The sequence below is a fragment of the Sporosarcina sp. BP05 genome, from assembly GCF_014282005.1.
Classification (GTDB): domain Bacteria; phylum Bacillota; class Bacilli; order Bacillales_A; family Planococcaceae; genus Sporosarcina.
In genome coordinates this window covers 65,673-87,907 of the sequence record NZ_JACFTD010000012.1, presented here as the reverse complement: position 1 = coordinate 87,907, position 22,235 = coordinate 65,673, and the positions used below count along the sequence as shown (strand labels likewise).

The window sequence follows — 22,235 nt, the reverse complement described above, 5'->3', positions numbered from 1 at the left end:
ATGTGTCTGCTTTTTTATAGCTTAAGAAACAATAAAATCAGGTACTGTGGATAAGCTGCAACATAGAGAGTTGCGTCCAGACTCCAGCGCCTGTCACCTCTGAACAGGCTCTTGCGCTTTTGTTCTTAGTTAATGTATGTGTCGCTAACCAACAAATCACTCAAAATTTCTGACGGGATCTCGAATGTCACGACACCCATATAACCAGGTGCAACTTCATATTTATCGAATGAAATGACAAGCTTATTGTTATCTGTAATATAGAAGGACTGATCGGCTTGGATTGTTTCGAAGTCCTCAAAGAATTCGCTATTCAAAAAGTAAGAGATGTCTTCATCCGCATCCATTTGTCGCTCCATTTCACCTACTACGTAAGAGCTAATGGCATCGACGTATTTGTCATCTTTAAAAAGGCTTGGTAATGTGATTAAAATGCTGTTCTGTTTATCAATTGTGTCGTACTTCATTGTGGTTGAAGAGGATCCGACCGTATTCACCTCATAGCGAGCAATCGATAGAAGCTGGTCAGTATCTGTTTTCACTTCGTAGCCAGTGTCGATGCCAAGATGACCGCCACCTGCCTTTTCCAATTCCGCCGCATCCTGCTGGAACTGTTCGAAGAGCACTTTATTCTCTTCAAGGTATTTCTCATTCAATGATGCTTGCAGTCCTTCATCCGCTAATCCTTCAATTTCTGGTGTTGCGACATTTGCTTGGTACGTTTTTTCATCAACAGTCAATTGTTGTGCGGTAAATACATCCACAATGGCTCCGAGAAGTGGAACGTTTGCCATTGCTTGTGCGAAAGACGGGCTGACATTGATGCTGCCGATAAATAGAGCAGCAGCTGCGGCGGCTCCTATCGTCCATTGTTTTAAAAATGGACGTTTCTTCTGTGATGCTTTTGCTTGGCGAATCGAAGCTTTTACTACGTCTTCCAACTCAGACGGAATCACCGTCTCGTCATAGTTCTTTTTCAACTTATTTATTTTTTTCATAACCTGAATTCCTCCCCAACTTCAATGCGTAACTTTTTCAATGCGGCATACAATCTTGTTTTAATCGTATTCACATTTTCATCCATCACTAAAGCGATTTCATCAATTTTCAAATCCTCAAAAAATCGGAGAATAATAAGGGATCTGTATTTGTGAGGTAACTGGTCAATGGCATCTTGTAAGTCCATATCGATAATTTCATCTTCTAATTGTGGCAAATGAATGCTGAGAATGTCGTCTTCCATCACTGTTATACGCTGATGTTTTCGGATGAAATCAATGGATGTGTTAACGATGATCCGGTAGAACCAAGTTTTCAAATAGGCAATTTCTTCAAGTCGATCAATTGAGCTGAGCGCTTTTAAAATGGCATCCTGTACAATATCGAGTGCGTTTTCTTTATTTCTTACATAGCTGTACGCAAGGCGATAATGGGCTTCCTGGTTTTCTACTATAAAGTTTTCAACAAGTTCGAACTTCTCGTTTTTTGTCATGACAAATGATTCACCTTCTCCAATTTCCAACATGTCGCGAACACGTTATAGTTATTTGACGGGGTACATCCGAGAAAAGTTTGATTGGTTATCATGAAATAGTGGATTGAACATTTTGGAACTGTATTGTAAGACTATGGTAAAGTAATGTCAAAGTAAATGAAGTTGGGGGCGAACAACATGGAGGGTATATCATTTGTTGCATCATGGAGCGGCGGGAAAGATTCTGCCATGGCTTATTACCGCGCAATGAAAGCGGGTGGCATTCCGAAACGGATATTGACGATGTTTGAAGAGGATGAAGAACGGTCAAAATCACACGCGCTGCCTTTAGAAGTCGTGGAAGCTCAGGCAAAGAGGATTGGCGTCCCTTTAATGATACGGGGAGCTGGCTGGAAAGGGTATGAAGAGCGGTTTTTAGACGCGATGAAGGAATGTGTTGAATCTGGCATCAGCCACGGAGTTTTCGGGGATATCGATCTTGAGGACCATTTGGAATGGGTAAAAAAAACATCTGCAAAAGTCGACATGGAAGCACTGCATCCATTATGGATGGAGCCGCGTCGCAAGATCTTGGAAGAATTTATAGAAGGGGGATTCGAGGCGTACATTGTTGTCGTCAATACAAAAATGATGCCGTCACAATTTATAGGACGTAAATTCACTATAGAACTGATGGATGAACTTGATGCGCTTGGAATTGATTCGTGCGGAGAATCTGGGGAATTTCACACAGTTGTTGTAGACGGACCGATTTTTAGCGAGCGGGTCCCGATTGTTTTTTTAGGGCAACATGAACGAGATGGCTATGTGTTTTTGGATGTAACATTGGAATAGTAAGAAATGAAGATAGTCATGTCGTATAGAATTGAAAAAGCCATCCACATTTGCATCTAGCAACATGGATGGCTATAGTCAAATAGTCAATAAATCTCCCAGCTCTTTCTCCAAAAACGGATCAGCATTCAACAAATTCCTGAAGTCAGTGTAACGCGTTACTTCATCAGCTGAAGCCTGCCGACCGGTTTTATAAGCCCGAATCAAAATGTTTTTCGGCGTATGCTCCATGTCGATAAACTCTAGCAGTTGTGCTTCATAACCGACAAGTGACAGTAACTCCGCACGAATAGAATCAGTAGCGAGTGCTGAGAACCGCTCTTTAATAAGTCCGTGTTGAAGCATAACGTCAAGCGCGGGGGAATTGACTTGCGAGAACAGTTCGTGCTGGCAACAAGGAACGCTCAAAATGACTTTCGCCCCCCATTTAACCGCGCGAGCAAGCGCCATATCCGTTGCAACATCGCATGCATGTAATGTGACGACCATGTCGACTGACGTTTCGTCATTATAGTCATTAATATCACCTACAAGAAATTCTAGATTATCGTAACCAAGATCTTTCGCAATGGTGCTGCATTCCTCAATCACTTCTTTTTTCAAATCAAGCCCGGTTACTTTAATATCTAGTCCTTTTTCGATACGTAAGTAGTGATAGAGCGCAAACGTTAAATAGGATTTACCGGAACCAAAATCTAGAATACGCACAGTTCGATCTTTCGGTAAGTGGGCGAGCGAATCGTCGATGAATTCGACGAACCGGTTAATTTGCCTAAACTTGTCGTGCTTTTGCTTTTTAACTTTGCCGTCGGGCGTTTGGACACCAAGTCGGACTAAAAATGGATAGGCCGTATTTTCATCCAGTAAATAATTTTTCTTGCGGTTGTGTGAAAGGGTAACGATTTTTTCTGATGCCACTTTTTCCGATTTCCACATGACTTTAAACTTTTTCGTCAGCTGAACCTGAATTTTTTCATCCGAAAATTCGGCATGTAGTTGTCTGAAACGCTCAAGCAGTTGCTGCAAATACGGTCGCAATGCATCAGGTGTGACGTTTTCATGGTTCAACACCCGTTCGTACTGATACTCAAATTGAATGTGCAACTGTCCTTTTATTTCCACAGGTTTACATTTTACTCGTTTCAAGTCATCTGTTTTTGTGCGGGATTGACTGATTGTCCCGCCGATAAACGACCCATCCGTCATCCGGAGTGTCAGTTCATCCACTAATTCCTCAAATTGCATTTTCATCGCTCCTAGTTAAACTCAAATCCTTGCTTCTTCAAAAAGTCTTTCATATGTGTCCGTTTTGGAGCTCCCAAAAAGTCTGCCATGGAATCGGACCAGGCGGCGTCTTTGCGGTTTGAGCCACGGCTTAAATAATAGTCGTTCATTGTTTCATCATATGCCGGGATGATTTCATCGTATTTACCAGCATCATAACCGTTTTCGTGAATAATTGCATCAACTGGCAAGCGTGGCTTTACTTCATTCGCTTCATCAGGAACACCGATTGTCATAGCGAACATCGGAACAACGCCTTTAGGAAGCGATAGTAATTTGCTTATTTCCTCTGGTGCATTTCGGACACCTCCGATATAGCAGATGCCAAAGCCTTTTGATTCAGCTGCAATGGCAACGTTTTGGGCGAATAGAGCAACGTCAATTGAGCCGACAAGGAGATTTTCGGCTGAGGAGAAATCAATATCTTTCCCCACTAAATTTGCTGCCTTTTTCAATCTGCAATAGTCCGCACAAAATACTAAGACGGCACCTGCCGATAAAATCTGTCGTGGGTTTTTAGTGAGCTCAGCTAGTTTCTTCCGTTTTTCAATATCCGTAACATAGATGACGGAGTAAGCTTGTACAAAATGGGAAGTGGCTGCATGTTGCCCCGCATGAATAAGTTCGTGTACTTCTTCTTTCGATAATACAATGTCTTTATATTTCCGCACGGATGCGTGTGCAGTCAATAATTCGATAACCATGGGATCCCTCCAAAATTTGTGTTGTGAATTAAGATTAACAGACTAGGATAGTGGTGAACTACCTTTAAAGCTTAACAAAGGGATGTTGTTATGAGTTTGATGGAAGTAATTCAATGACAAATGAGTCCCGAAAGAAAACAACGTATCACGAGTACGACATAACGGGCTCAATTTAGGGCTTACTAATAAATTCACTCCTATATAATATTATTTTCCAAATGACAGAATTTTATGATAACCTATCGGTAAATGATTATTTCAGAAAAGGGGAATGGAAATGACATTATTACGTAAAACAGTGGGGGAGATTGTAAGGGAGCAGGCACGACTTTATCCCGCGCAGGAGGCGTATGTCTATCCGGAACATGGAATTCGGAAAACGTATAAGGAATTTGATGAAGAAACGGATGAACTTGCAAAAGCATTTATTGGCATGGGCATCAAAAAAGGGGAAAACGTTGCTATTTGGTCAGACAATAAAAGGCAATGGCTACTTAGCCAATACGCAACGGGGAAGATGGGGGCAGTCCTTGTTACGGTTAATACGAATTACCAAGCTTCGGAACTTGAATATCTAATGAAGCAATCTGATGCAACTACGCTTATTTTGGATGAAAGCTTTAAAGGAACGAGTTACATAGATATCATCCGTACGATTTGTCCTGAACTGGCGTTGGGTGAGAGGGGGTCTATCTCGAGTGGTAAACTACCTCATTTCAAACGGATCATTCTGATGACGGAACGGCAAGAACAAGGCATGTACAAATGGTCGGAGTTCATGGCGCAAGCTGATAAGGTAACGAATGAACAGTTGGAGGAACAATTTCAATCGCTAGATCCCGATGATGTCATTAATATTCAATATACATCTGGTACAACTGGTTTTCCAAAAGGGGTCATGCTAACACATAATAACGTCGTCAATAACGGTAAGCAAATTGGGGATTATATGAAACTGACAGAGCAGGACCGCGTCTGCATTCCAGTTCCATTTTTCCACTGTTTCGGTTGCGTACTTGGTACACTTGCGGCGGTTACACATGCTTCGGCAATGATTTTACTTGAACAGTTCGATCCATTGCGCGTTCTTCAAGCGGTTCAGGATGAGAAATGTACAGCACTTCATGGAGTGCCAACGATGTTCATCGCAGAGCTGAACCACCCAGATTTTAAGAAATATGATACATCTACACTTCGCACCGGTATTATGGCAGGGTCTGTCTGTCCGATTGAAGTGATGAAACGTGTTATCGAAGATATGGGAGCAAGTGAAATTACCATCTGTTATGGCCAGACAGAAGCATCGCCTGTCATTACGCAGACGAAGACAGATGATCCAATCGGAAAACGCGTGTCAACAGTTGGCAAGCCGCATCCGAACGTTGAAGTCAAAATTATTGACCCTGTAACGGGTGAAGAATTGCCTGTTGGTGTACCAGGGGAACTTTGCACGCGCGGTTATAACATAATGAAAGGGTATTACAACAATGCGGAAGCGACACGTGAAGCAATTGATGAAGATGGTTGGCTCCATACGGGCGACATAGCAGTAATGGATGCAGATGGCTACATTGATATTACGGGACGCATCAAAGACATGGTCATCCGCGGAGGGGAAAATATTTACCCAAAGGAGGTCGAGGAATTCCTATATACGCACCCAGAAATCGCAGACGTACAAGTTGTGGGTGTGCCAGATGCGAAATACGGTGAGGAACTAATGGCGTGGATCATTCCGAAAAAAGACGTGCATCTCGATGAAGAATCAGTACGCGAATTTTGTAAGGGAAGTATTTCACATCATAAGATTCCAAAGTACATCGAATTTCTAGAAGAATATCCAATGACTGCTTCTGGTAAAATACAAAAGTTCAAACTACGGGAAATGTCTGTAGTAAAGTCATACCAATGAAAATAGGTGTATTCCTCTAAATATGGGGGAATACACTTTTTTTCGCGTTTAATTAAAAAAACTCTGTCGAATCGACATTATTTCCTGGGAAATGTAGGGTGAATAAAATTTATGTATCGTATTCTGTCTACTCTGTATACATTATTTACTAAGGATTATTTTAAAAAACAGATTTTTATTTATTGAAAAAGTGATATGATAAGGATGATCTTAATAAAAGGAGGATTCATCATGTCAAATGAAGGGTATCAATTAATTGCAATTATTATATACATGGCGGCGATGATTTTCATCGGATGGTATGCATTCAAACGCACATCCAACCTGACGGATTACATGTTAGGAGGACGTTCGCTTGGGCCGGCTGTAACCGCTCTCAGTGCTGGTGCTGCTGACATGTCGGGCTGGTTGCTAATGGGATTACCGGGTGCAATCTATCTCAACGGTTTAGTTGAAGCATGGATTGCAGTCGGTTTAACAGTTGGAGCATATTTGAACTGGGTGTTTGTTGCACCACGGTTACGTGTTTATACACAAGTGTCAAGTGATTCGATTACAATTCCGAGTTACTTGGAAAGTCGTCTGAAAGACAAATCACGTCTCTTGCGTATTGCTTCAGGTGTCATCATTCTGATATTCTTCACATTTTATGTGTCTTCAGGAATGGTTGCAGGCGGTAAGTTCTTCCTTAGCTCATTCGGGTTGGATTATCACACAGGTTTATTGATTGTTTCGGCTGTCGTTATTTTCTATACATTATTCGGAGGGTTTTTGGCGGTAAGTTATACGGATGTTGTTCAAGGGGTTGTCATGTTCTTAGCCCTTCTTCTAGTGCCGATAGTTGGTATCTTCATCACAGGAGGATTTACAGAAACTACGGCAAGCATCCGTGCTGTTGATCCACAACTGCTGAATTTCGTATCGGGTGCAACATTCCTCGGTGTATTGTCAGCGGTTGCGTGGGGACTGGGTTATTTCGGTCAGCCGCATATCATCGTCCGCTTCATGGCGCTTAGTTCGCATAAAGAGGCGAAAAAAGCACGTCGTATTGGGATTGGCTGGATGTTCTTGAGTCTATTCGGTGCAGTTGCGACAGCACTTATTGGGATTGCTTATTTCCAACAGAACACAGGTACAACGCTAGTCGATAATGAAACGGTATTTATTGTCCTTGGACAAATTATCTTCCATCCATTTATCGCAGGTATCATGCTTGCTGCAGTTCTTGCAGCTGTTATGAGTACAATTTCTTCACAACTAATTGTATCGTCTTCTGCACTTGTCGAAGACTTATATAAAACGTTCATGAAGAAAGATGCAACGGATAAGCATTATGTGTTTTTAGGAAGAATGGCTGTCCTTGCCGTTTCGATAATTGCCATGGTACTTGCTTGGCCAAACAATGAATCCATTTTGAGTATCGTATCGTTTGCGTGGGCTGGATTTGGTGCTTCATTTGGTCCAATTATCCTACTGTCTCTTTACTGGCGCAAACTTACTACAAAAGGTGCACTGTGGGGAATGATTGTTGGGGCAATTACAGTTATGATTTGGGGGAACGTCGATGCCTTATCGGGTACCATTTATGAAATCGTTCCTGGTTTCCTCCTTTGTCTGATTGTTGCAGTTGTCGTTAGTACTATCACATATAAACCAAATGCCGAAATTGATAAAGAATTCTCGGCAGCACTTAAGATTCTTAACGAAGATAAATAATTTGAAGGCCTGCGGTTTCTACTACTGCAGGCTTTTCATTTAGTTAAAATTATGAGAGTGAGGTTAATCATATGAAACTGGATCATGTTGTCTATTTCACGAATAAAGAACCGTTGAAAATCGTAGTGGAACAACAAGTGAGTGGACGGCACGCTGTAGTCGGTGGTCGCCACGAACAATGGGGTACGTATAATGCACTGCTTTATACGAAGAATGCTTATATTGAATGGTTGTCAGTCGAGAAAATGGAAATTGCGCAACAAGTGGATCATCCGCTGACAAAATTATTGCTACACGACCTAGAACAGGGCGATGGTTGGGGGACTATTTGCCTGTCAGTAGATGATATTGAGAAGTTTAATGGTGAAGTTGAAAATAAAGGATTCCGAACGTCAGGTGTGCTCGATGCAGAGCGAAGAACGGCTAATGGTCAATTGCGGAAGTGGAAAATGTTGTTCGTCGATCAATCCGTGTCGAATGAATTACCTTATCCGTTTTTCATAGAGTGGGAAGAGACGGAAGAAACACGTTTGGAGAAGTTACGTAAAGATGGAACGCTTAACTTGGGCAATGAACAGTTGGAAGTTACAGAGTGTGTTTTCAGTGTCGATGATCCTTTAAGTGCAACGGCGGAGTGGGCGATTTTACTGTCGCAGAAAGTTGGCAATGCTGATGACATCGCCTTGCCGAATGTTGTGCTTAAATTTGTTGAGCATGACGGCGGCAAAAATAGATTGATGGATGTTGTCATTGGGCAAACTGACTAAAAGTTACGGAGTGTTCGTCCAGTTCATCCTGTGACATGCAGTTTCGCCAGATATGGTAGACTGAATATACTTATAGTCGGTCCGGAAGGGGTAGTTCTATGGAATTTTTAGTTGAACGTGCGGTAATTGTAGGGGTCCATGAGCAAAAAGATCAGCACTTTGAATATGCAATGGAAGAATTGAAAAACCTAGCTAAAGCAATAGAGGTTGAAGTCGTCGGAGAAGTGACGCAAAACATGGAAAAACGCAACCCGTCTACTTATGTTGGAAAAGGTAAAATGGAAGAAATTAAGTTATTTTATGAAGAATTAGATGCGAACCTTGTTATCTTCAATGATGAATTGTCGCCGTCTCAAATTCGTAACTTGGAGAGGGAATTGGACTGTAAAGTAATTGACCGGACAATGCTCATTCTTGATATTTTTGTACGGCGTGCGAGAACAAGCGAATCGCGGATGCAAGTTGAACTTGCTCAGCTACAATACATGCTTCCTAGACTTGTCGGTTTACGTGCATCTCTCGGCAGACAGGGCGGGGGCGCAGGCGGCGGTGTCCAAAATAAAGGGGCCGGTGAAACAAAACTGGAACTCGATCGTCGGAAAATCGAAGACCAGATTTCCAAACTTGGGCGTGACCTTGATCATGTGAAGGATCAACGTGAAACTCAGCGTAAGCAACGTAAAAAGAGCGGTATCCCTGTTGTGTCGATTGTCGGCTATACGAATGCGGGCAAGTCGACGATAATGAATAAATTGCTGTTGAAGATGGACGTAGACAATGCGAAGCAAGTATTCGAAGAGGATATGTTGTTCGCGACACTCGATACGTCAATCCGAAAAGTGAAACTCGAGGATAACAAAGAATTCATCTTGACGGATACGGTTGGTTTTGTGTCGAAACTACCACACCATCTTGTAAAAGCATTCCGTTCAACATTGGAAGAAGCGCGTGACGCGGATCTCCTTTTACATGTAGTGGATGTGTCGAATTCGGAACACGGCTATATGATGGAAGTAACAAATGAAACATTGCAGGCTGTAGGAGTAGAGAATGTGGCAACGCTTAATATTTACAATAAAGCGGATCTTGCGGACATACCCTATCCTGTAGTGAGCGATGACAGTGTGTGGATTTCTGCACGTGAAGGAAAAGGACTCGATGAACTTATTGAGTTGATCAAGAAAAAGATTTTTGAACAATATAGTACATGCAAGCTACTTATTCCTTTCGACCGTGGTGATATCGTGTCCTATTTGAATGACAAAGCGAACGTCAAGAGTACGGAGTACGAAGAAGATGGAACGCTGATGACCGTGGAAATGGATATTTCAGAGCGGGCCAAGGTAGAAGAGTTTATTGTAAGTCACTAAGAAAAGCGGAAGGCGCCTTGGTAGACCCGAAAAGCGCTGGAGGGCCTTAAGATAAAGGCGTATTTTGCCTTTATCTATAAGGACTGAAGCGACTCGAGGGACTAGGCGCTGGAGCTAGACACTAAGAAAAGCGGAAGGCGCCGTCTAGACGCGACAGGCATAAGTCGATCCAGCGACGTGGCGCTCTTTGCCACATAGCTGGATTGCTTATGACCCAAGCGGCTGGCGCCTGAAGCTAGACACTATTCTCAAAACAAAAAAACAGCACTACATGACTAGGGAGGTCATGTAATGCTGTTTTTTCTATCTAAGAGAAAGGGGGTGGAATAGTTCTAGTATGCCCGCTTATTCAAAAGTTAAACCTCTTGAAATTGATTGTTATGAAGTCGGGCAAAAATTCCGCCTTTCTTCACTAGTTCATCGTACTTGCCATCTTCCGCAATCCCATTTTCCGTGACTACTATAACACGATCAGCATCGCGTATTGTCGCCAATCGATGCGCGATAACAAGGGTTGTACGATTTTCAGCAAGTTCAGCGAGCGACTGCTGAATAATGCGTTCTGTTTCTGTATCAAGAGCAGATGTTGCTTCATCTAAAATAAGAATGGGCGGGTTTTTCAAGAACATGCGGGCAATAGCGAGACGCTGTTTCTGACCGCCTGACAATTTCAAACCACGTTCTCCAATTTGGGTATCATACCCATAAGGAAGTGCAGCGATGAAGTCTTCAAGATGCGCTTTTTTCGCCGCTTCAATGATCTCTTTATCAGTAGCATCCAATTTACCGTAGCCAATGTTTTCTCTAATGGTACCGGTGAATAAAAAGACGTCTTGTTGGACGATACCGATTTGCGAACGCAAGGAGTGCTGCGTTAGATTGCGGATATCAATGCCGTCAATAGAAATCGTACCTCCGGTGACATCGTAAAACCGCGGAATCAGTGAACAAATCGTTGTTTTCCCCGCACCTGATGGACCGACAAATGCGACTGTTTGACCTGCACGGATGTTCAAATTAATTCCTTCTAGTACAACTTTATTGTCGTCATAGTGGAAGTGGACATCATCGAAAACAATATCTCCGTTCAAATGGGCAACAGCCACTGCGTCTGGACGGTCTTTTATTTCAGGCTCTTGTTCAATTAATTCACGGAACCTACGGAATCCCGCCATTCCTTTCGGATACAGTTCCAATAGGGCACTGATTTTATCAACAGGTTTGATGAGCACATTGACAAACAGTACAAATGCCACAAGTTCACCACTCGATAATTTGTTGTTGAGTGTGAACCACGCTCCAACAACAAGCACGATAAGTGTGACAAGCCGGGTCATCATATACATACTCGAATGGGTCCACGCCATCACTTTATAGGCGACAAGTTTGGCCGTTCTGAAATTGCCATTGTCTATGCGGAAGCGGGCCATTTCGAAATCTTCGTTCGTGAATGATTTGACGACGCGTGAACCTGATACGGAATCTTCTACCCGTGCATTGACGTCAGCGATTTTACCGTACATGTTTTGCCATGCCGCATTCATTTTGATGTTACAGATGGTAACGAGAATAATGAGAAACGGTACCATAATAATTGCGATTAGTGCAAGTTCAGGGTTGATGCTGTACATGATGGCAAACGCGCCAATAAGCGTCATGACTGCGATGAAAATATCCTCTGGGCCATGATGGGCAAGTTCCCCGATGTCGAAAAGATCATTGGTAATCCGGCTCATAATATGACCGGTTTTGGTGTTGTCAAAAAATCGAAATGATTGTTTCTGTACATGATTGAACAGCTGCTGGCGCATATCGGTTTCAATATTGATGCCGAGTTTGTGACCAAGATAACTGACAATATATTGAAGGAATGTACTCAGTAAATAAATGAGCAACAAAATTATACTTATTGATGTGATTTGTCCCCAATTCCCCATGGGTAGTAAATCGTCGATGAACCATTGAACCGCGACAGGGAATGCAAGGTCGAGCAATGCTACGAAAATGGCGCTTGAAAAGTCGATAATGAATAGCCGCCTATGCGGTTTATAATACGAAAAGAATTGCTTAAGCATTTGGTTTTATCTCCTTTTGATCTGATAATTGCTAGTATAGCGGATACGAAGGTAGAAGACGATAATTAATTTCAGAAACCGAAATGTCGAGTGTGTAGTTCTATAGTTTTGATTGATAAAGTGAGTATTAGTATTCAATTCGCAAAGTAAGTGGAACTATTTGGATTTCTCGACGTATGAGTAGATGTGAATAAAATTAATAATTGGAAGGAAGCGGTTGAATTGAAAAGCTGGATAAAAGGTATTGCGGCTGGAATTCTCGTCCTTGGACTTAGTGCTTGCAGTATGACGGCGGAGACGAAAACAGATTCCGATACAGGCAAGAAAGAAGAGATTAATAACAAAAGTAAAATGACAGCACAAGAAGTATATGAGAAATCAATGGACGTTTCTAAAGAGCAAAAGAGTATGCACGCAACAATGGATATCGATCAGCTCATTAAAGTGCCAAGCCAGGAGCTCGAAATTGACAGCAAAATAACAATGGACATGGATATGGTGATGGAACCACTATCAATGTATCAGAAGATGAACATGGATATGGGCGAGCAAGGCAAAATGGACATGGAAATGTATATGACGGAAGCGGGCTTCTACATGAATAACCCTGAGTTAGAGGGGTGGATTAAATTGCCGAACGACATGTACGAGGTAATGGTCGGCCAAATGGCTGGCGGTGCGAATCCTTCACTCGATATGAATATGTTTAAAGAGTTTGCGGAAGACTTTAAGTTTGAGCAGACGGATGATGAGTATATCTTGACGCTTTCCGCGTCAGGGGATAAATTTAGCGAGTTGTTCAAGAAAGTAGCAGCTGATAATATGCCCACAGGTTTAGAAATGGACGAACAGCAGGCAGAAGTATTGGAAAACTTGAAAGTAAAATCACTCGAGTACGAAATTTTTATTGATAAAAAGACGTTCTACACGAATGCATTTAACATGAAAATGGATATGACGATGAAAGTCGAAGGCGAAGAAATGCATATCGACCAGAAGGTAAAAGCTGATATAAGCAAAATTAATGAAATTAAGACTATTAATGTACCGCAAGAAGTAATCGATAATGCAATAGACATCAATGAAACAATGGCTCAGTGAATTAATGGACATCGAATAACCATTCGGTGTCTTTTTTTTTGCACATTCTCATTGATAATGATTTTCAGTTATTGATTGACACAAGCTTCCAACATGCTATAATTGGATTTGCGCCTAACTGATAATCGTTTTCATTTGATGATTCTCAATTAGTCTCAAATAATCGATATCGAGGCTTACTATGAAGATACGTTACTTACTCATCGCACTCATCAGTCTCTCATTCCTATCATTATTTGTAGGAGTGAGCAATATCACGCCAATGGCTCTGCTTGCCTTTAGGTCGGAAGAAACCGAGATTTTCTTAATCAGTCGTGTTCCGCGACTTGTCGCCATTCTCCTTGCAGGGGCGGGGATGAGTATCGCAGGACTAATTATGCAGCAGCTGAGTCGGAATAAATTTGTTTCTCCAACAACAGCAGGAACTTTGGATGCGACAAGGCTTGGGATTCTTGTCTCGATGCTGTTTTTCACAAACGCATCTACGATTGAAAAAATGATTGTCGCATTTGTATTCGCGCTTGCCGGCACGCTACTGTTTATGCAAATCCTTGACCGTATCAAATTCAAGGATGCGATCTTCATTCCACTCGTCGGATTAATGTTCGGTAATATTTTGTCATCTATTACGACGTTTTTCGCTTACAAAGCGAATGTCATTCAAAATATGTCGGCGTGGTTGCAAGGTGATTTTTCGATGATTATGAAAGGACGTTATGAACTTCTATACATAAGTATTCCCGTGCTGATTGTCACCTATTTGTATGCAAATCGTTTTACGGTTGCAGGAATGGGTGAGGATTTCTCTAAAAACCTTGGGCTTGCTTATAGGCAAATCGTCAATATCGGACTTGTCCTTGTTGCGCTTATTACCACCACCGTCGTCTTGACGGTCGGAATGATTCCCTTCCTTGGATTAATCATTCCGAATATCGTTTCTATTTATAAAGGGGATCATTTACAGAAGACATTGCCCCATACAGCACTGCTCGGTGCGATATTCCTGCTTATTTGCGATATTTTAGGCAGGGTGCTTATCTATCCGTACGAGATTTCAATTAGCTTGATGGTAGGCGTTATCGGCAGTGGAATATTCCTCTACTTATTGTTTAGGAGGAAGGCCTATGCGTAACTCTACGAAACTCATTATTCTTACTGTATTGGCGGCTTTCTTCTGTGTTCTGTATCTTTTCCAAGGTTTAAACGGAAGTTACGATTATGCGTTACCACGCCGCGGTATCAAAGTATTGGCAATGGCCATTACGGGCGTCGCAATTGCCTATTCGACAGTGATCTTCCAGACGATTACACATAACCGGATTTTGACACCGAGTATTATGGGGTTGGATTCACTCTATATGTTGTTACAGACCAGCCTCATTTTTATACTCGGTTCAGGGCATGTAACAATCGTCAATAAACATGTGAACTTCATATTATCTGTCTCTACAATGGTTGTATTTGCGCTTATCCTTTACCGGTTTTTATTCCAGGGAGGCAAACAGCCAATTTACTTCCTGTTGCTTGTGGGAATTATCGTTGGAACATTTTTCGGGAGTATCTCTACATTCCTGCAAGTACTCATTGATCCCAATGAATTCATGCGTGTGCAAGATAAAATGTATGCAAGCTTCAACAACGTTAGCGGGGAACTTGTCTGGTGGGCACTGGGAATCGTTATTGCCAGTTTCTTTATCGGATGGAAATACTTCAACGAACTCGATGTGCTGTCGCTTGGTAGGGACGCGGCCATTAACTTGGGTGTATCCTACGATAAAGTCGTCAAGACAATGCTTATACTATCAGCTGTACTAATCGCAGTCTCGACTGCACTTGTCGGGCCAATAACATTTTTCGGCCTGATTGTCTCGAATTTGTCCTATCAGTTTTTCAAAACATATAAACACACTGTCCTCATTGCGGGTGCGTCCATTATGAGTATCATTGCTCTTGTTGGAGGACAATGGGTCGTCGAACGGGTATTTACGTTTTCAACGACACTCAGTGTCATTATCAACTTTATCGGCGGTGTCTACTTCATCTACCTACTATTAAAGGAGAGTCGATCTACATGATCCAAGTCCGTGAACTATCGAAGTTTTATGGTAAAAAAGTGGTCGTTGAAAAGGTCAATGTGAATATTCACCGTGGTAAAATCACATCTTTCATCGGACCAAATGGTGCGGGTAAATCGACGCTACTTTCAATGGTAAGTCGCCTGTTAGATGCAGATACGGGTGAAGTGCTTGTCGATAAAGACAATGTTAAACAAATGAAATCGAATGAGTTTTCAAAACGGGTTTCGATTTTGAAACAATCGAACTTTATGAACGTTCGTTTGACAATCCGTGAACTTGTCTCATTCGGCCGTTTCCCACATTCAAGAGGGAAATTGACTGCAGAAGATGTAGGAATTGTCGACCAGGCGATGGAGTATATGGATTTAATGGGGATGCAGCACGATTACCTGGATGAATTATCGGGTGGCCAACGTCAACGTGCATTCATCGCAATGGTTATTGCCCAGGACACGGATTATATCCTATTGGATGAGCCACTTAATAACTTAGACATGAAGCATTCTGTTCAGATCATGAAAATATTAAGAAGGCTAGTTGACGATCTCGGTAAAACCGTTGTCATCGTTTTGCACGATATTAACTTTGCTTCTGTTTATTCAGATAGAATTGTTGCACTCAAAGAAGGCCGTGTTGTCAAAGATGGCCCTACCGATGAAATTATCACGTCCGATGCATTAAAAGAAATCTATGATATGGACATTCCGATTAAACAAATGGCGAATTGTCGCATTTGCGTGTACTTCGACTCTTAATTAAGAATAGCGAAGGGCACCCGGTGTCTAAACAGCGACCTAAGTAAAAAGATCACACAAAAATATTACAACAAAAAGGATGGTTATGATGAAGAAAATTGCAATTACATTGATGATGTTTGCGTTAATGGCTTTACTAGTAGCTTGCGGAACGAAAGAAGAAAAACCTTCAGAGAAAACAACTGGCGACAATAAAGAGGCTGAAACAGTAGAAGTTGAAAAAGAAGAAACAATTACCATCAAGCACGAATATGGTGAAGCAGTAGTTAAGAAAAACCCTGAGAAAGTTGTCGTTTTTGACTTCGGTACACTTGATACACTGGATGCACTTGGAGTTGAAGTAGCAGGACTTCCACAATCGAACGTTCCATCTTACCTTTCAAAATATAAGGATGAAAAGTATGCGAACCTTGGAAGTTTGAAAGAGCCGGATTTTGAAGCCATTCATGCACTAAAACCAGATGTTATCTTTATCTCTGGACGTCAAGCACCATTATTTAAAGAACTTAGTGAAATTGCGCCAACTGTCTATGTTGGTATTGATACAGCAGATTACATCAAATCATTCAAACATAACATGGAACTGATTGCAGAAATATTCGGTAAAGAAACTGAAATGACAGCTGAGCTTGCTAAAGTTGACGAGCAAATCGCTGCAATCAAAGAAAAAACAGGAAGTTACGATTCAAAAGCATTGATTCTCCTTGGAAGTGAAGGGAAAGTAAGTGCATACGGACCAAGTTCACGTTTTGGCCTGATCCATGATGTATTCGGTTTTAAAGCTGCGGATGAAAAAATTGAAGTATCTACACACGGTCAAAACATTACATTTGAATATGTCCTTGAAACGAATCCAGATGTTCTCTTCGTCGTAGACCGTGATGCAGCAGTGGGCGGCGACGCTAGTGCAAAAGATTCGATTGAAAATGAGTTAGTAATGAAAACAAATGCTTATAAGAATGATAAAATCGTTTACTTGAATGCTGAGTACTGGTACCTGTCAGGTGGCGGGCTTATCTCGATGAAAGAAATGATTAAAGAAGTAGAAGCAGGATTGTAAACTAAAAGTAGAGCCGGTCCACTGAAAAGTGAATCGGTTCTTTTTTGATTAGATGTTAAGTTAGGGAAACTCGTAGCATACAATAGTGCTAACCTAGAAATAGAAAGAAGATGTATGCATGGATGGAAATGTACTGTTTGCATTCGCCCTTACTGTTTTTGCGGGACTTGCAACTGGAATCGGTAGCTTACTTGCATTTTTTACAAAAAGGACGAATACAAAGTTCCTCTCGATGGCCCTTGGGTTTTCAGCGGGCGTTATGATCTACGTGTCACTGGTCGAAATATTTGTAAAAGCAAAAGATGCACTTGTTTTGGACCTTGGCCTTACCAATGGTTATTGGGCGACAATCGCTGGCTTTTTTGGCGGAATGCTGCTCATTGCAATTATCGATCGACTGATACCAGCGATTGGGAATCCGCATGAAGTGAAGAGTGTTGAACACGTGAATGCAGGTCCGACGGATGCTGAATATGCCAAGCTGAAAAAAATGGGCATGTTTACGGCCCTCGCTATTGCCATTCACAACTTTCCAGAGGGAATTGCAACATTTACTTCGGCGTTACAAGACCCTACACTTGGAATCGCTATTGCTATCGCTGTTGCAATACATAACATTCCAGAAGGGATAGCTGTCGCTGTACCAATCTATTTTGCGACGGGTAATCGCAAGCAAGCATTCAAGTTGTCGTTTCTTTCTGGATTGGCAGAGCCGGTTGGCGCGATCGTGGCTTATCTTATTTTAATGCCCTATTTGAACGGCATTATGTTCGGAGTAATTTTTGCTGCTGTTGCAGGCATTATGGTGTTCATTTCAATCGATGAATTACTTCCGGCAGCTCGGGAATACGGTGAGGCACATTTGTCGGTCTACGGTTTTATGGCTGGAATGGTCTTCATGGCTGTCAGTCTCGTGCTTGTCGCGTAAAAAAACCTTTGTGTGTATTTGATATGTGAGGTATACTGACAGGTGTAAAGACACCCAGTTACACACTACACTACAAGGGGTAGACAAATTATGAAGAAACAGAAACAGAAACAGGAAATTTCTCGAAATAAATTATTAGGGCTAGCAGGAACGGGCTGGATGTTCGATGCAATGGATGTCGGAATACTGTCATTCGTTATCGCGGCACTTGCAGTAGAATGGCAGTTGACGCCTTCTCAGATGGGATGGATAGGTAGTGTCAACTCGATTGGGATGGCAGTCGGCGCATTAGGGTTTGGAATGCTTGCGGATAAAATTGGTAGGAAAAACGTATTTATGATGACGCTTGTCTTGTTCTCTGTGGCTAGCGGTTTGTCTGCGCTGACAATGACGCTTACTGCTTTTCTAATCCTTCGCTTTTTTGTCGGAGCAGGGCTTGGCGGCGAGCTGCCAGTCGCGTCGACATTGGTATCTGAAAGTGTTGCGGCGCATGAACGGGGACGGGTTGTCGTTCTTCTTGAAAGCTTTTGGGCGGCGGGTTGGCTGCTTGCAGCCTTAATCGCTTACTTTGTTATTCCTAACTATGGCTGGAGACTTGCATTAATTATTACGGCGTTGCCGGCATTTTATGCCATCTACCTTCGACGCAGATTACCGGATTCTCCGAAGTTTGAGTTGGATGGAAAACCTAAACAGTCAGCAATAGAAAAAATTAAAACACTGTGGTCGAAAAAGTATGCGCGACGAACACTTATGCTTTGGATTGTCTGGTTCACAGTGGTATTTTCGTACTATGGCATGTTCCTATGGTTGCCAAGTGTCATGGTGTTAAAAGGTTTTAGTTTGATCAAAAGCTTTGAATACGTACTCATTATGACGTTCGCCCAATTGCCAGGCTATTTTACGGCTGCTTGGTTAATAGAAAGGGCAGGACGGAAATTCGTCCTTGCTACGTATCTTCTTGGAACTGCAGCAAGTGCGTTGTTCTTTGGCAACGCGGAAACACTTCAATTACTCCTTATTTCGGGTGCACTGTTATCCTTCTTTAACTTAGGTGCTTGGGGAGCTTTGTACGCGTATTCACCAGAACAATATCCGACTGCAATTCGTGCAACGGGATCAGGAATGGCGGCAGCGGTTGGTCGTATTGGCGGTATATTTGGACCGTTGCTCATTGGTTCGCTTCTAGCTGCCGGCTATGGATTCGATACGGTTTTCAGCATCTTCTGCGGCGCAATTATAATCGGTGTGTTAGCGGTTGTTTTCTTAGGTACAGAAACAAAACAAATGGAATTGGAATGAATGATGGGCCTGCCTTTAGTAATGAGGGCAGGCCATTTTTATTTTACCAGATGAAACTTCCACCTTTGTTCATCCGTAAAAGAGGTAAGGATAAAGGGGGATGAGATTATGTCAGTACGCGAATTTACTGTAACTATTTCACCAGCGGCGGCAATGAATGTTATTGAGACATTCGTTGTTACAGGGAGTATCAGTGGGACACTTGTCGATCGGTATGTAAGGCGGATTGGCGAACATGAATTCCATGTCGTCGTGTTGGAAAAGTATTATATGCGGTCCAGCAACCGCGCGTCTCTTACTGTGACAATTGATAATTTAGAAGGACAAACGAAAGTCCATGCGGTCGCATCCGGCAGTTCAGAGGGGATGTTCATGCGCTTTGATTGGGGCGCCGGAAATAATTTTGCAAACAGTGTGGAATCAGCATTGGGATCGTATATAGTGGGGTAGAATGAAGGATTGGACCAATAAACAACACAATACGTCAATAAGAATAAAGTTTAGAGTCTTTCCTTTTGATGGAAAGGCTTATTTTGTTAAAATGAAAATATAAGAAGGGGAGTGCTCAGATGTTCCGTATACCTGAATCGATTGCGAATCTAGGCAGGGATCGGATAGCGGGTTTTCCTGTGGAGGGGTTCCTTTACGGAGAAGGTCCCAAAAAACCGAAGCTGATGTTAATCGGTGAAGCACCTGGTGAATTCGAATTGGTTGATGGCATTCCCTTTATCGGTCGTGCGGGGAAGGAACTGATGAAATCACTCGCGACAATCGGTTTAACACGTGAAGACGTCTACATTTCAAGTGCGGTGCGAAGTAGGCCGTATAGATGGGGAATGAAAAATAACCGTGATGGAACGACCACTGAACGGAAATATAATCGGCCACCGACAACTAAAGAAATTTTGGCACATGCGCCAGTGCTCGATTATGAATTAGCGAACATTGAGCCGAAACTCATCGTCACACTTGGTAACGTCGGATTGCAACGGTTACTTGGCAAAGAGGCAAAAGTGACCGAACTGCACGGTCAACTGTTGGAGCGACCCATTCACTATTTAAATGAGCTAGAAGATACCACATTTAACTGGACAAAAAAGTTGTACAAGATTGTGCCGACATTTCATCCAGCATCTATCTTTTACAGGCCATCGCATCGCCCTTCGCTAGATGCAGATTGGTTGGAAATCGGTCGCATATTACGAGAAGCAGATAGAAGAAATACAAAAGGAGGAGTTCTATGATCCGCTTTGAGAATGTAACAAAACGTTTTACGGATGGAACGGAAGCATTGAAGAATGTATCCGTGACAATCCCTACACATAAGTTAACGGCCATTATTGGCCCTTCTGGCTGTGGAAAAACGACGCTTATGCGGATGATTAATCGGCTGGAAGTGCCGACAGAAGGTGCCGTCTATATCGATGAGCTGCCAATTTCAGAACGAGATGAAGTGGAGCTACGCCGTTCAATCGGCTATGTCATCCAACGAATCGGTCTCATTCCTCATATGACGATTGAAGATAATATTGCGCTTGTTCCTGAATTACTAAAGTGGGATAAAGAGAAAATTGCTTCTCGTGTCGATGAACTACTTGATATGGTGGATCTGGATCCGGCTGTATTTAAGAAACGTTATCCTTTTGAACTATCAGGCGGTCAACAGCAGCGGGTCGGTGTTAGCCGAGCGCTTGCGAGTGACCCGAACATTATTTTAATGGATGAGCCCTTTTCGGCACTCGATCCTATCAGCCGAGAACAGCTCCAGAAAGAATTGAAGAAGTTACAGAAGAAAATCAAAAAGACAATTGTATTTGTAACACATGATATGGACGAAGCGCTCGACATTGCAGATGTAATTGTTATTATGCGGGACGGCCAAATTGAGCAGATATCCTCACCCGCTGAATTAATTGAAAAACAAGCGAACGATTTTGTTCGTGACTTCATCGGAATTGAGCGGATAGACAGGCAGCGTAATTTCGGTCAGAGGCCAATTAAAGAGTTCGCCAAATTCTTTGATGAAACATGGACAGGTGAAGTAAGGGAAGTAGCTTCGATGCTGACAGTCGATGACGCAATTACTGTCCTGGATGCCTATCCTACCAGCCGTCTTGCCGTAGCTGAAGATGGGGTTGTGATTGGCTATATTGGTCATCATTCGCTGTTGCAAGCATCAATGGATAACGGAAAATGGGTGAAGTCATGAAGAACTTTATCGAGACGCTGACCAGTCGTTCAGACATGATTATAGAAGCTTTTCTCCAACATATTTTCCTGTCATTTCTTGCACTGGCCATAGGGATACTCATTGCCTTACCGGCTGGAATGCTGGTTGCTCGTCATCGTCGTTTTGCAGAGCCAATCATAGGCGTAGCAGCGATTTTACAGACGATACCTAGTCTTGCGTTGTTCGGTTTTCTTGTGCCGCTCATCGGAATTGGCTCAAAGACCGCACTGATTGCACTTATTATTTACGCGCTGTTGCCAATCATACGGAATACATATGCAGGTCTTACAGGTGTCGATGAAGCGATTGTCGAAGCAGGACGTGGTATGGGGATGACCCCCAATCAAATTTTAAAGAAAATTGAGTTTCCTAATGCCTTACCTGTCATCATGGCAGGTATCCGTACGGCGACTGTGCTGACGGTTGGTATTGCTACACTCGCAACGTTCGTCGGAGCAGGTGGACTTGGAGATGTTATTTATAGAGGTTTGCAATCATATAATAATGCGCTCGTTCTTGCAGGGGCGCTACCGGTAGCATTACTCGCTATTACTTTTGACTTTATCCTGAAATGGGTAGAGAAGAAGGTAACACCAAAAGGAGTCCGACATTGATAGGGGGGAA

Annotated in this window: 21 protein-coding genes; 16 read left to right on the top strand and 5 right to left on the bottom strand. The window is 42.4% G+C overall.

Annotation, left to right across the window (positions count from 1 at the left end):
- Positions 1-125: 125 nt before the first annotated feature.
- Both rsiV and H2672_RS13925 read right to left on the bottom strand, forming a co-directional pair.
- Complete coding sequence (gene rsiV, locus H2672_RS13930; RefSeq protein WP_186672347.1) at positions 126-998, bottom strand: anti-sigma-V factor RsiV; 873 nt, start codon at positions 996-998, stop codon at positions 126-128.
- A complete protein-coding gene (locus H2672_RS13925) occupies positions 995-1,525 on the bottom strand; it encodes an RNA polymerase sigma factor SigV (RefSeq protein WP_304626094.1) in 531 nt (176 codons plus the stop codon). The genes rsiV and H2672_RS13925 overlap by 4 nt, the downstream gene beginning before the upstream one ends.
- A 147-nt stretch (positions 1,526-1,672) precedes the next feature.
- Between H2672_RS13925 and H2672_RS13920 the strand changes: the two genes are divergently transcribed.
- A complete protein-coding gene (locus H2672_RS13920) occupies positions 1,673-2,329 on the top strand; it encodes a Dph6-related ATP pyrophosphatase (RefSeq protein WP_186672345.1) in 657 nt (218 codons plus the stop codon).
- A 78-nt stretch (positions 2,330-2,407) separates the two neighbouring features.
- Here H2672_RS13920 and H2672_RS13915 read toward each other — a convergent pair whose 3' ends face one another.
- Together H2672_RS13915 and nfsA are read right to left on the bottom strand one after the other, a co-directional pair.
- A complete protein-coding gene (locus H2672_RS13915) occupies positions 2,408-3,574 on the bottom strand; it encodes a class I SAM-dependent methyltransferase (protein ID WP_186672343.1) in 1,167 nt (388 codons plus the stop codon).
- Between the two features lie 11 nt (positions 3,575-3,585).
- The gene (gene nfsA, locus H2672_RS13910; RefSeq protein ID WP_186672341.1) at positions 3,586-4,317 is read right to left on the bottom strand and encodes an oxygen-insensitive NADPH nitroreductase; all 732 of its coding nucleotides are present in this window, start codon (positions 4,315-4,317) and stop codon (positions 3,586-3,588) included.
- 277 nt (positions 4,318-4,594) lie between these two features.
- Here nfsA and H2672_RS13905 point away from each other — a divergent pair, with 277 nt between their 5' ends.
- From H2672_RS13905 to hflX, 4 genes are all read left to right on the top strand, one after another.
- Positions 4,595-6,229 carry an AMP-binding protein gene (locus H2672_RS13905; RefSeq protein WP_186672339.1) on the top strand — a complete coding sequence of 545 codons (1,635 nt, stop codon included), beginning with the start codon at positions 4,595-4,597 and terminating at the stop codon, positions 6,227-6,229.
- Between the two features lie 231 nt (positions 6,230-6,460).
- The gene (gene putP, locus H2672_RS13900) at positions 6,461-7,945 is read left to right on the top strand and encodes a sodium/proline symporter PutP (protein ID WP_186672337.1); all 1,485 of its coding nucleotides are present in this window, start codon (positions 6,461-6,463) and stop codon (positions 7,943-7,945) included.
- A 71-nt stretch (positions 7,946-8,016) separates the two neighbouring features.
- Entirely contained in the window at positions 8,017-8,712 is a 696-nt protein-coding gene (locus tag H2672_RS13895) for a VOC family protein (protein WP_186672334.1), read from the top strand.
- A 98-nt stretch (positions 8,713-8,810) separates the two neighbouring features.
- A complete protein-coding gene (gene hflX / locus H2672_RS13890) occupies positions 8,811-10,082 on the top strand; it encodes a GTPase HflX (RefSeq protein ID WP_186672332.1) in 1,272 nt (423 codons plus the stop codon).
- A 356-nt stretch (positions 10,083-10,438) separates the two neighbouring features.
- On the opposite strand, the gene H2672_RS13885 is transcribed toward hflX, so the two are convergent.
- Entirely contained in the window at positions 10,439-12,157 is a 1,719-nt protein-coding gene (locus tag H2672_RS13885) for an ABC transporter ATP-binding protein (RefSeq protein WP_186672330.1), read from the bottom strand.
- Positions 12,158-12,379: 222 nt separating this feature from the next.
- On the opposite strand from H2672_RS13885, the gene H2672_RS13880 reads away from it, so the two are divergent.
- The 11 genes from H2672_RS13880 (at position 12,380) to H2672_RS13830 (ending at position 22,225) form a co-directional block, all read left to right on the top strand.
- Positions 12,380-13,258, top strand: coding sequence for a DUF6612 family protein (locus H2672_RS13880; protein WP_186672328.1), 879 nt, complete (start codon positions 12,380-12,382; stop codon positions 13,256-13,258).
- Between the two features lie 181 nt (positions 13,259-13,439).
- Positions 13,440-14,390, top strand: a complete 951-nt coding sequence (locus H2672_RS13875) for an ABC transporter permease (protein ID WP_186672326.1) — start codon at positions 13,440-13,442, stop codon at positions 14,388-14,390.
- Entirely contained in the window at positions 14,383-15,333 is a 951-nt protein-coding gene (locus H2672_RS13870) for an iron chelate uptake ABC transporter family permease subunit (RefSeq protein ID WP_186672324.1), read from the top strand. Before H2672_RS13875 ends, H2672_RS13870 begins: the two co-directional genes overlap by 8 nt.
- Positions 15,330-16,091, top strand: coding sequence for an iron ABC transporter ATP-binding protein (locus H2672_RS13865; protein WP_186672322.1), 762 nt, complete (start codon positions 15,330-15,332; stop codon positions 16,089-16,091). Before H2672_RS13870 ends, H2672_RS13865 begins: the two co-directional genes overlap by 4 nt.
- Before the next feature lie 88 nt (positions 16,092-16,179).
- Complete coding sequence (locus H2672_RS13860) at positions 16,180-17,151, top strand: siderophore ABC transporter substrate-binding protein (RefSeq protein ID WP_186672321.1); 972 nt, start codon at positions 16,180-16,182, stop codon at positions 17,149-17,151.
- Positions 17,152-17,269: 118 nt separating this feature from the next.
- Complete coding sequence (zupT, locus tag H2672_RS13855) at positions 17,270-18,079, top strand: zinc transporter ZupT (RefSeq protein WP_186672320.1); 810 nt, start codon at positions 17,270-17,272, stop codon at positions 18,077-18,079.
- 90 nt (positions 18,080-18,169) lie between these two features.
- A complete protein-coding gene (locus H2672_RS13850) occupies positions 18,170-19,381 on the top strand; it encodes an MFS transporter (RefSeq protein ID WP_186672319.1) in 1,212 nt (403 codons plus the stop codon).
- A 108-nt stretch (positions 19,382-19,489) separates the two neighbouring features.
- Positions 19,490-19,831 (top strand): DUF6054 family protein, encoded by a 342-nt coding sequence (locus H2672_RS13845; RefSeq protein WP_186672318.1) that lies wholly within the window; start codon positions 19,490-19,492, stop codon positions 19,829-19,831.
- Between the two features lie 119 nt (positions 19,832-19,950).
- Positions 19,951-20,625, top strand: a complete 675-nt coding sequence (locus tag H2672_RS13840) for a uracil-DNA glycosylase (RefSeq protein ID WP_186672317.1) — start codon at positions 19,951-19,953, stop codon at positions 20,623-20,625.
- Entirely contained in the window at positions 20,622-21,590 is a 969-nt protein-coding gene (locus H2672_RS13835) for an ABC transporter ATP-binding protein (RefSeq protein ID WP_186672315.1), read from the top strand. Before H2672_RS13840 ends, H2672_RS13835 begins: the two co-directional genes overlap by 4 nt.
- A complete protein-coding gene (locus H2672_RS13830; RefSeq protein ID WP_186672351.1) occupies positions 21,587-22,225 on the top strand; it encodes an ABC transporter permease in 639 nt (212 codons plus the stop codon). Before H2672_RS13835 ends, H2672_RS13830 begins: the two co-directional genes overlap by 4 nt.
- Positions 22,226-22,235 lie beyond the last annotated feature (10 nt).

Coding starts and splice junctions, on each gene's coding strand:
- rsiV (WP_186672347.1), bottom strand. CDS start 998: ATGAAAAAAATAAATAAGTTGAAAAAGAACTATGACGAGACGGTGATT.
- H2672_RS13925 (WP_304626094.1), bottom strand. CDS start 1,525: ATGTTGGAAATTGGAGAAGGTGAATCATTTGTCATGACAAAAAACGAG.
- H2672_RS13920 (WP_186672345.1), top strand. CDS start 1,673: ATGGAGGGTATATCATTTGTTGCATCATGGAGCGGCGGGAAAGATTCT.
- H2672_RS13915 (WP_186672343.1), bottom strand. CDS start 3,574: ATGCAATTTGAGGAATTAGTGGATGAACTGACACTCCGGATGACGGAT.
- nfsA (WP_186672341.1), bottom strand. CDS start 4,317: ATGGTTATCGAATTATTGACTGCACACGCATCCGTGCGGAAATATAAA.
- H2672_RS13905 (WP_186672339.1), top strand. CDS start 4,595: ATGACATTATTACGTAAAACAGTGGGGGAGATTGTAAGGGAGCAGGCA.
- putP (WP_186672337.1), top strand. CDS start 6,461: ATGTCAAATGAAGGGTATCAATTAATTGCAATTATTATATACATGGCG.
- H2672_RS13895 (WP_186672334.1), top strand. CDS start 8,017: ATGAAACTGGATCATGTTGTCTATTTCACGAATAAAGAACCGTTGAAA.
- hflX (WP_186672332.1), top strand. CDS start 8,811: ATGGAATTTTTAGTTGAACGTGCGGTAATTGTAGGGGTCCATGAGCAA.
- H2672_RS13885 (WP_186672330.1), bottom strand. CDS start 12,157: ATGCTTAAGCAATTCTTTTCGTATTATAAACCGCATAGGCGGCTATTC.
- H2672_RS13875 (WP_186672326.1), top strand. CDS start 13,440: ATGAAGATACGTTACTTACTCATCGCACTCATCAGTCTCTCATTCCTA.
- H2672_RS13870 (WP_186672324.1), top strand. CDS start 14,383: ATGCGTAACTCTACGAAACTCATTATTCTTACTGTATTGGCGGCTTTC.
- H2672_RS13865 (WP_186672322.1), top strand. CDS start 15,330: ATGATCCAAGTCCGTGAACTATCGAAGTTTTATGGTAAAAAAGTGGTC.
- H2672_RS13860 (WP_186672321.1), top strand. CDS start 16,180: ATGAAGAAAATTGCAATTACATTGATGATGTTTGCGTTAATGGCTTTA.
- zupT (WP_186672320.1), top strand. CDS start 17,270: ATGGATGGAAATGTACTGTTTGCATTCGCCCTTACTGTTTTTGCGGGA.
- H2672_RS13850 (WP_186672319.1), top strand. CDS start 18,170: ATGAAGAAACAGAAACAGAAACAGGAAATTTCTCGAAATAAATTATTA.
- H2672_RS13845 (WP_186672318.1), top strand. CDS start 19,490: ATGTCAGTACGCGAATTTACTGTAACTATTTCACCAGCGGCGGCAATG.
- H2672_RS13840 (WP_186672317.1), top strand. CDS start 19,951: ATGTTCCGTATACCTGAATCGATTGCGAATCTAGGCAGGGATCGGATA.
- H2672_RS13835 (WP_186672315.1), top strand. CDS start 20,622: ATGATCCGCTTTGAGAATGTAACAAAACGTTTTACGGATGGAACGGAA.
- H2672_RS13830 (WP_186672351.1), top strand. CDS start 21,587: ATGAAGAACTTTATCGAGACGCTGACCAGTCGTTCAGACATGATTATA.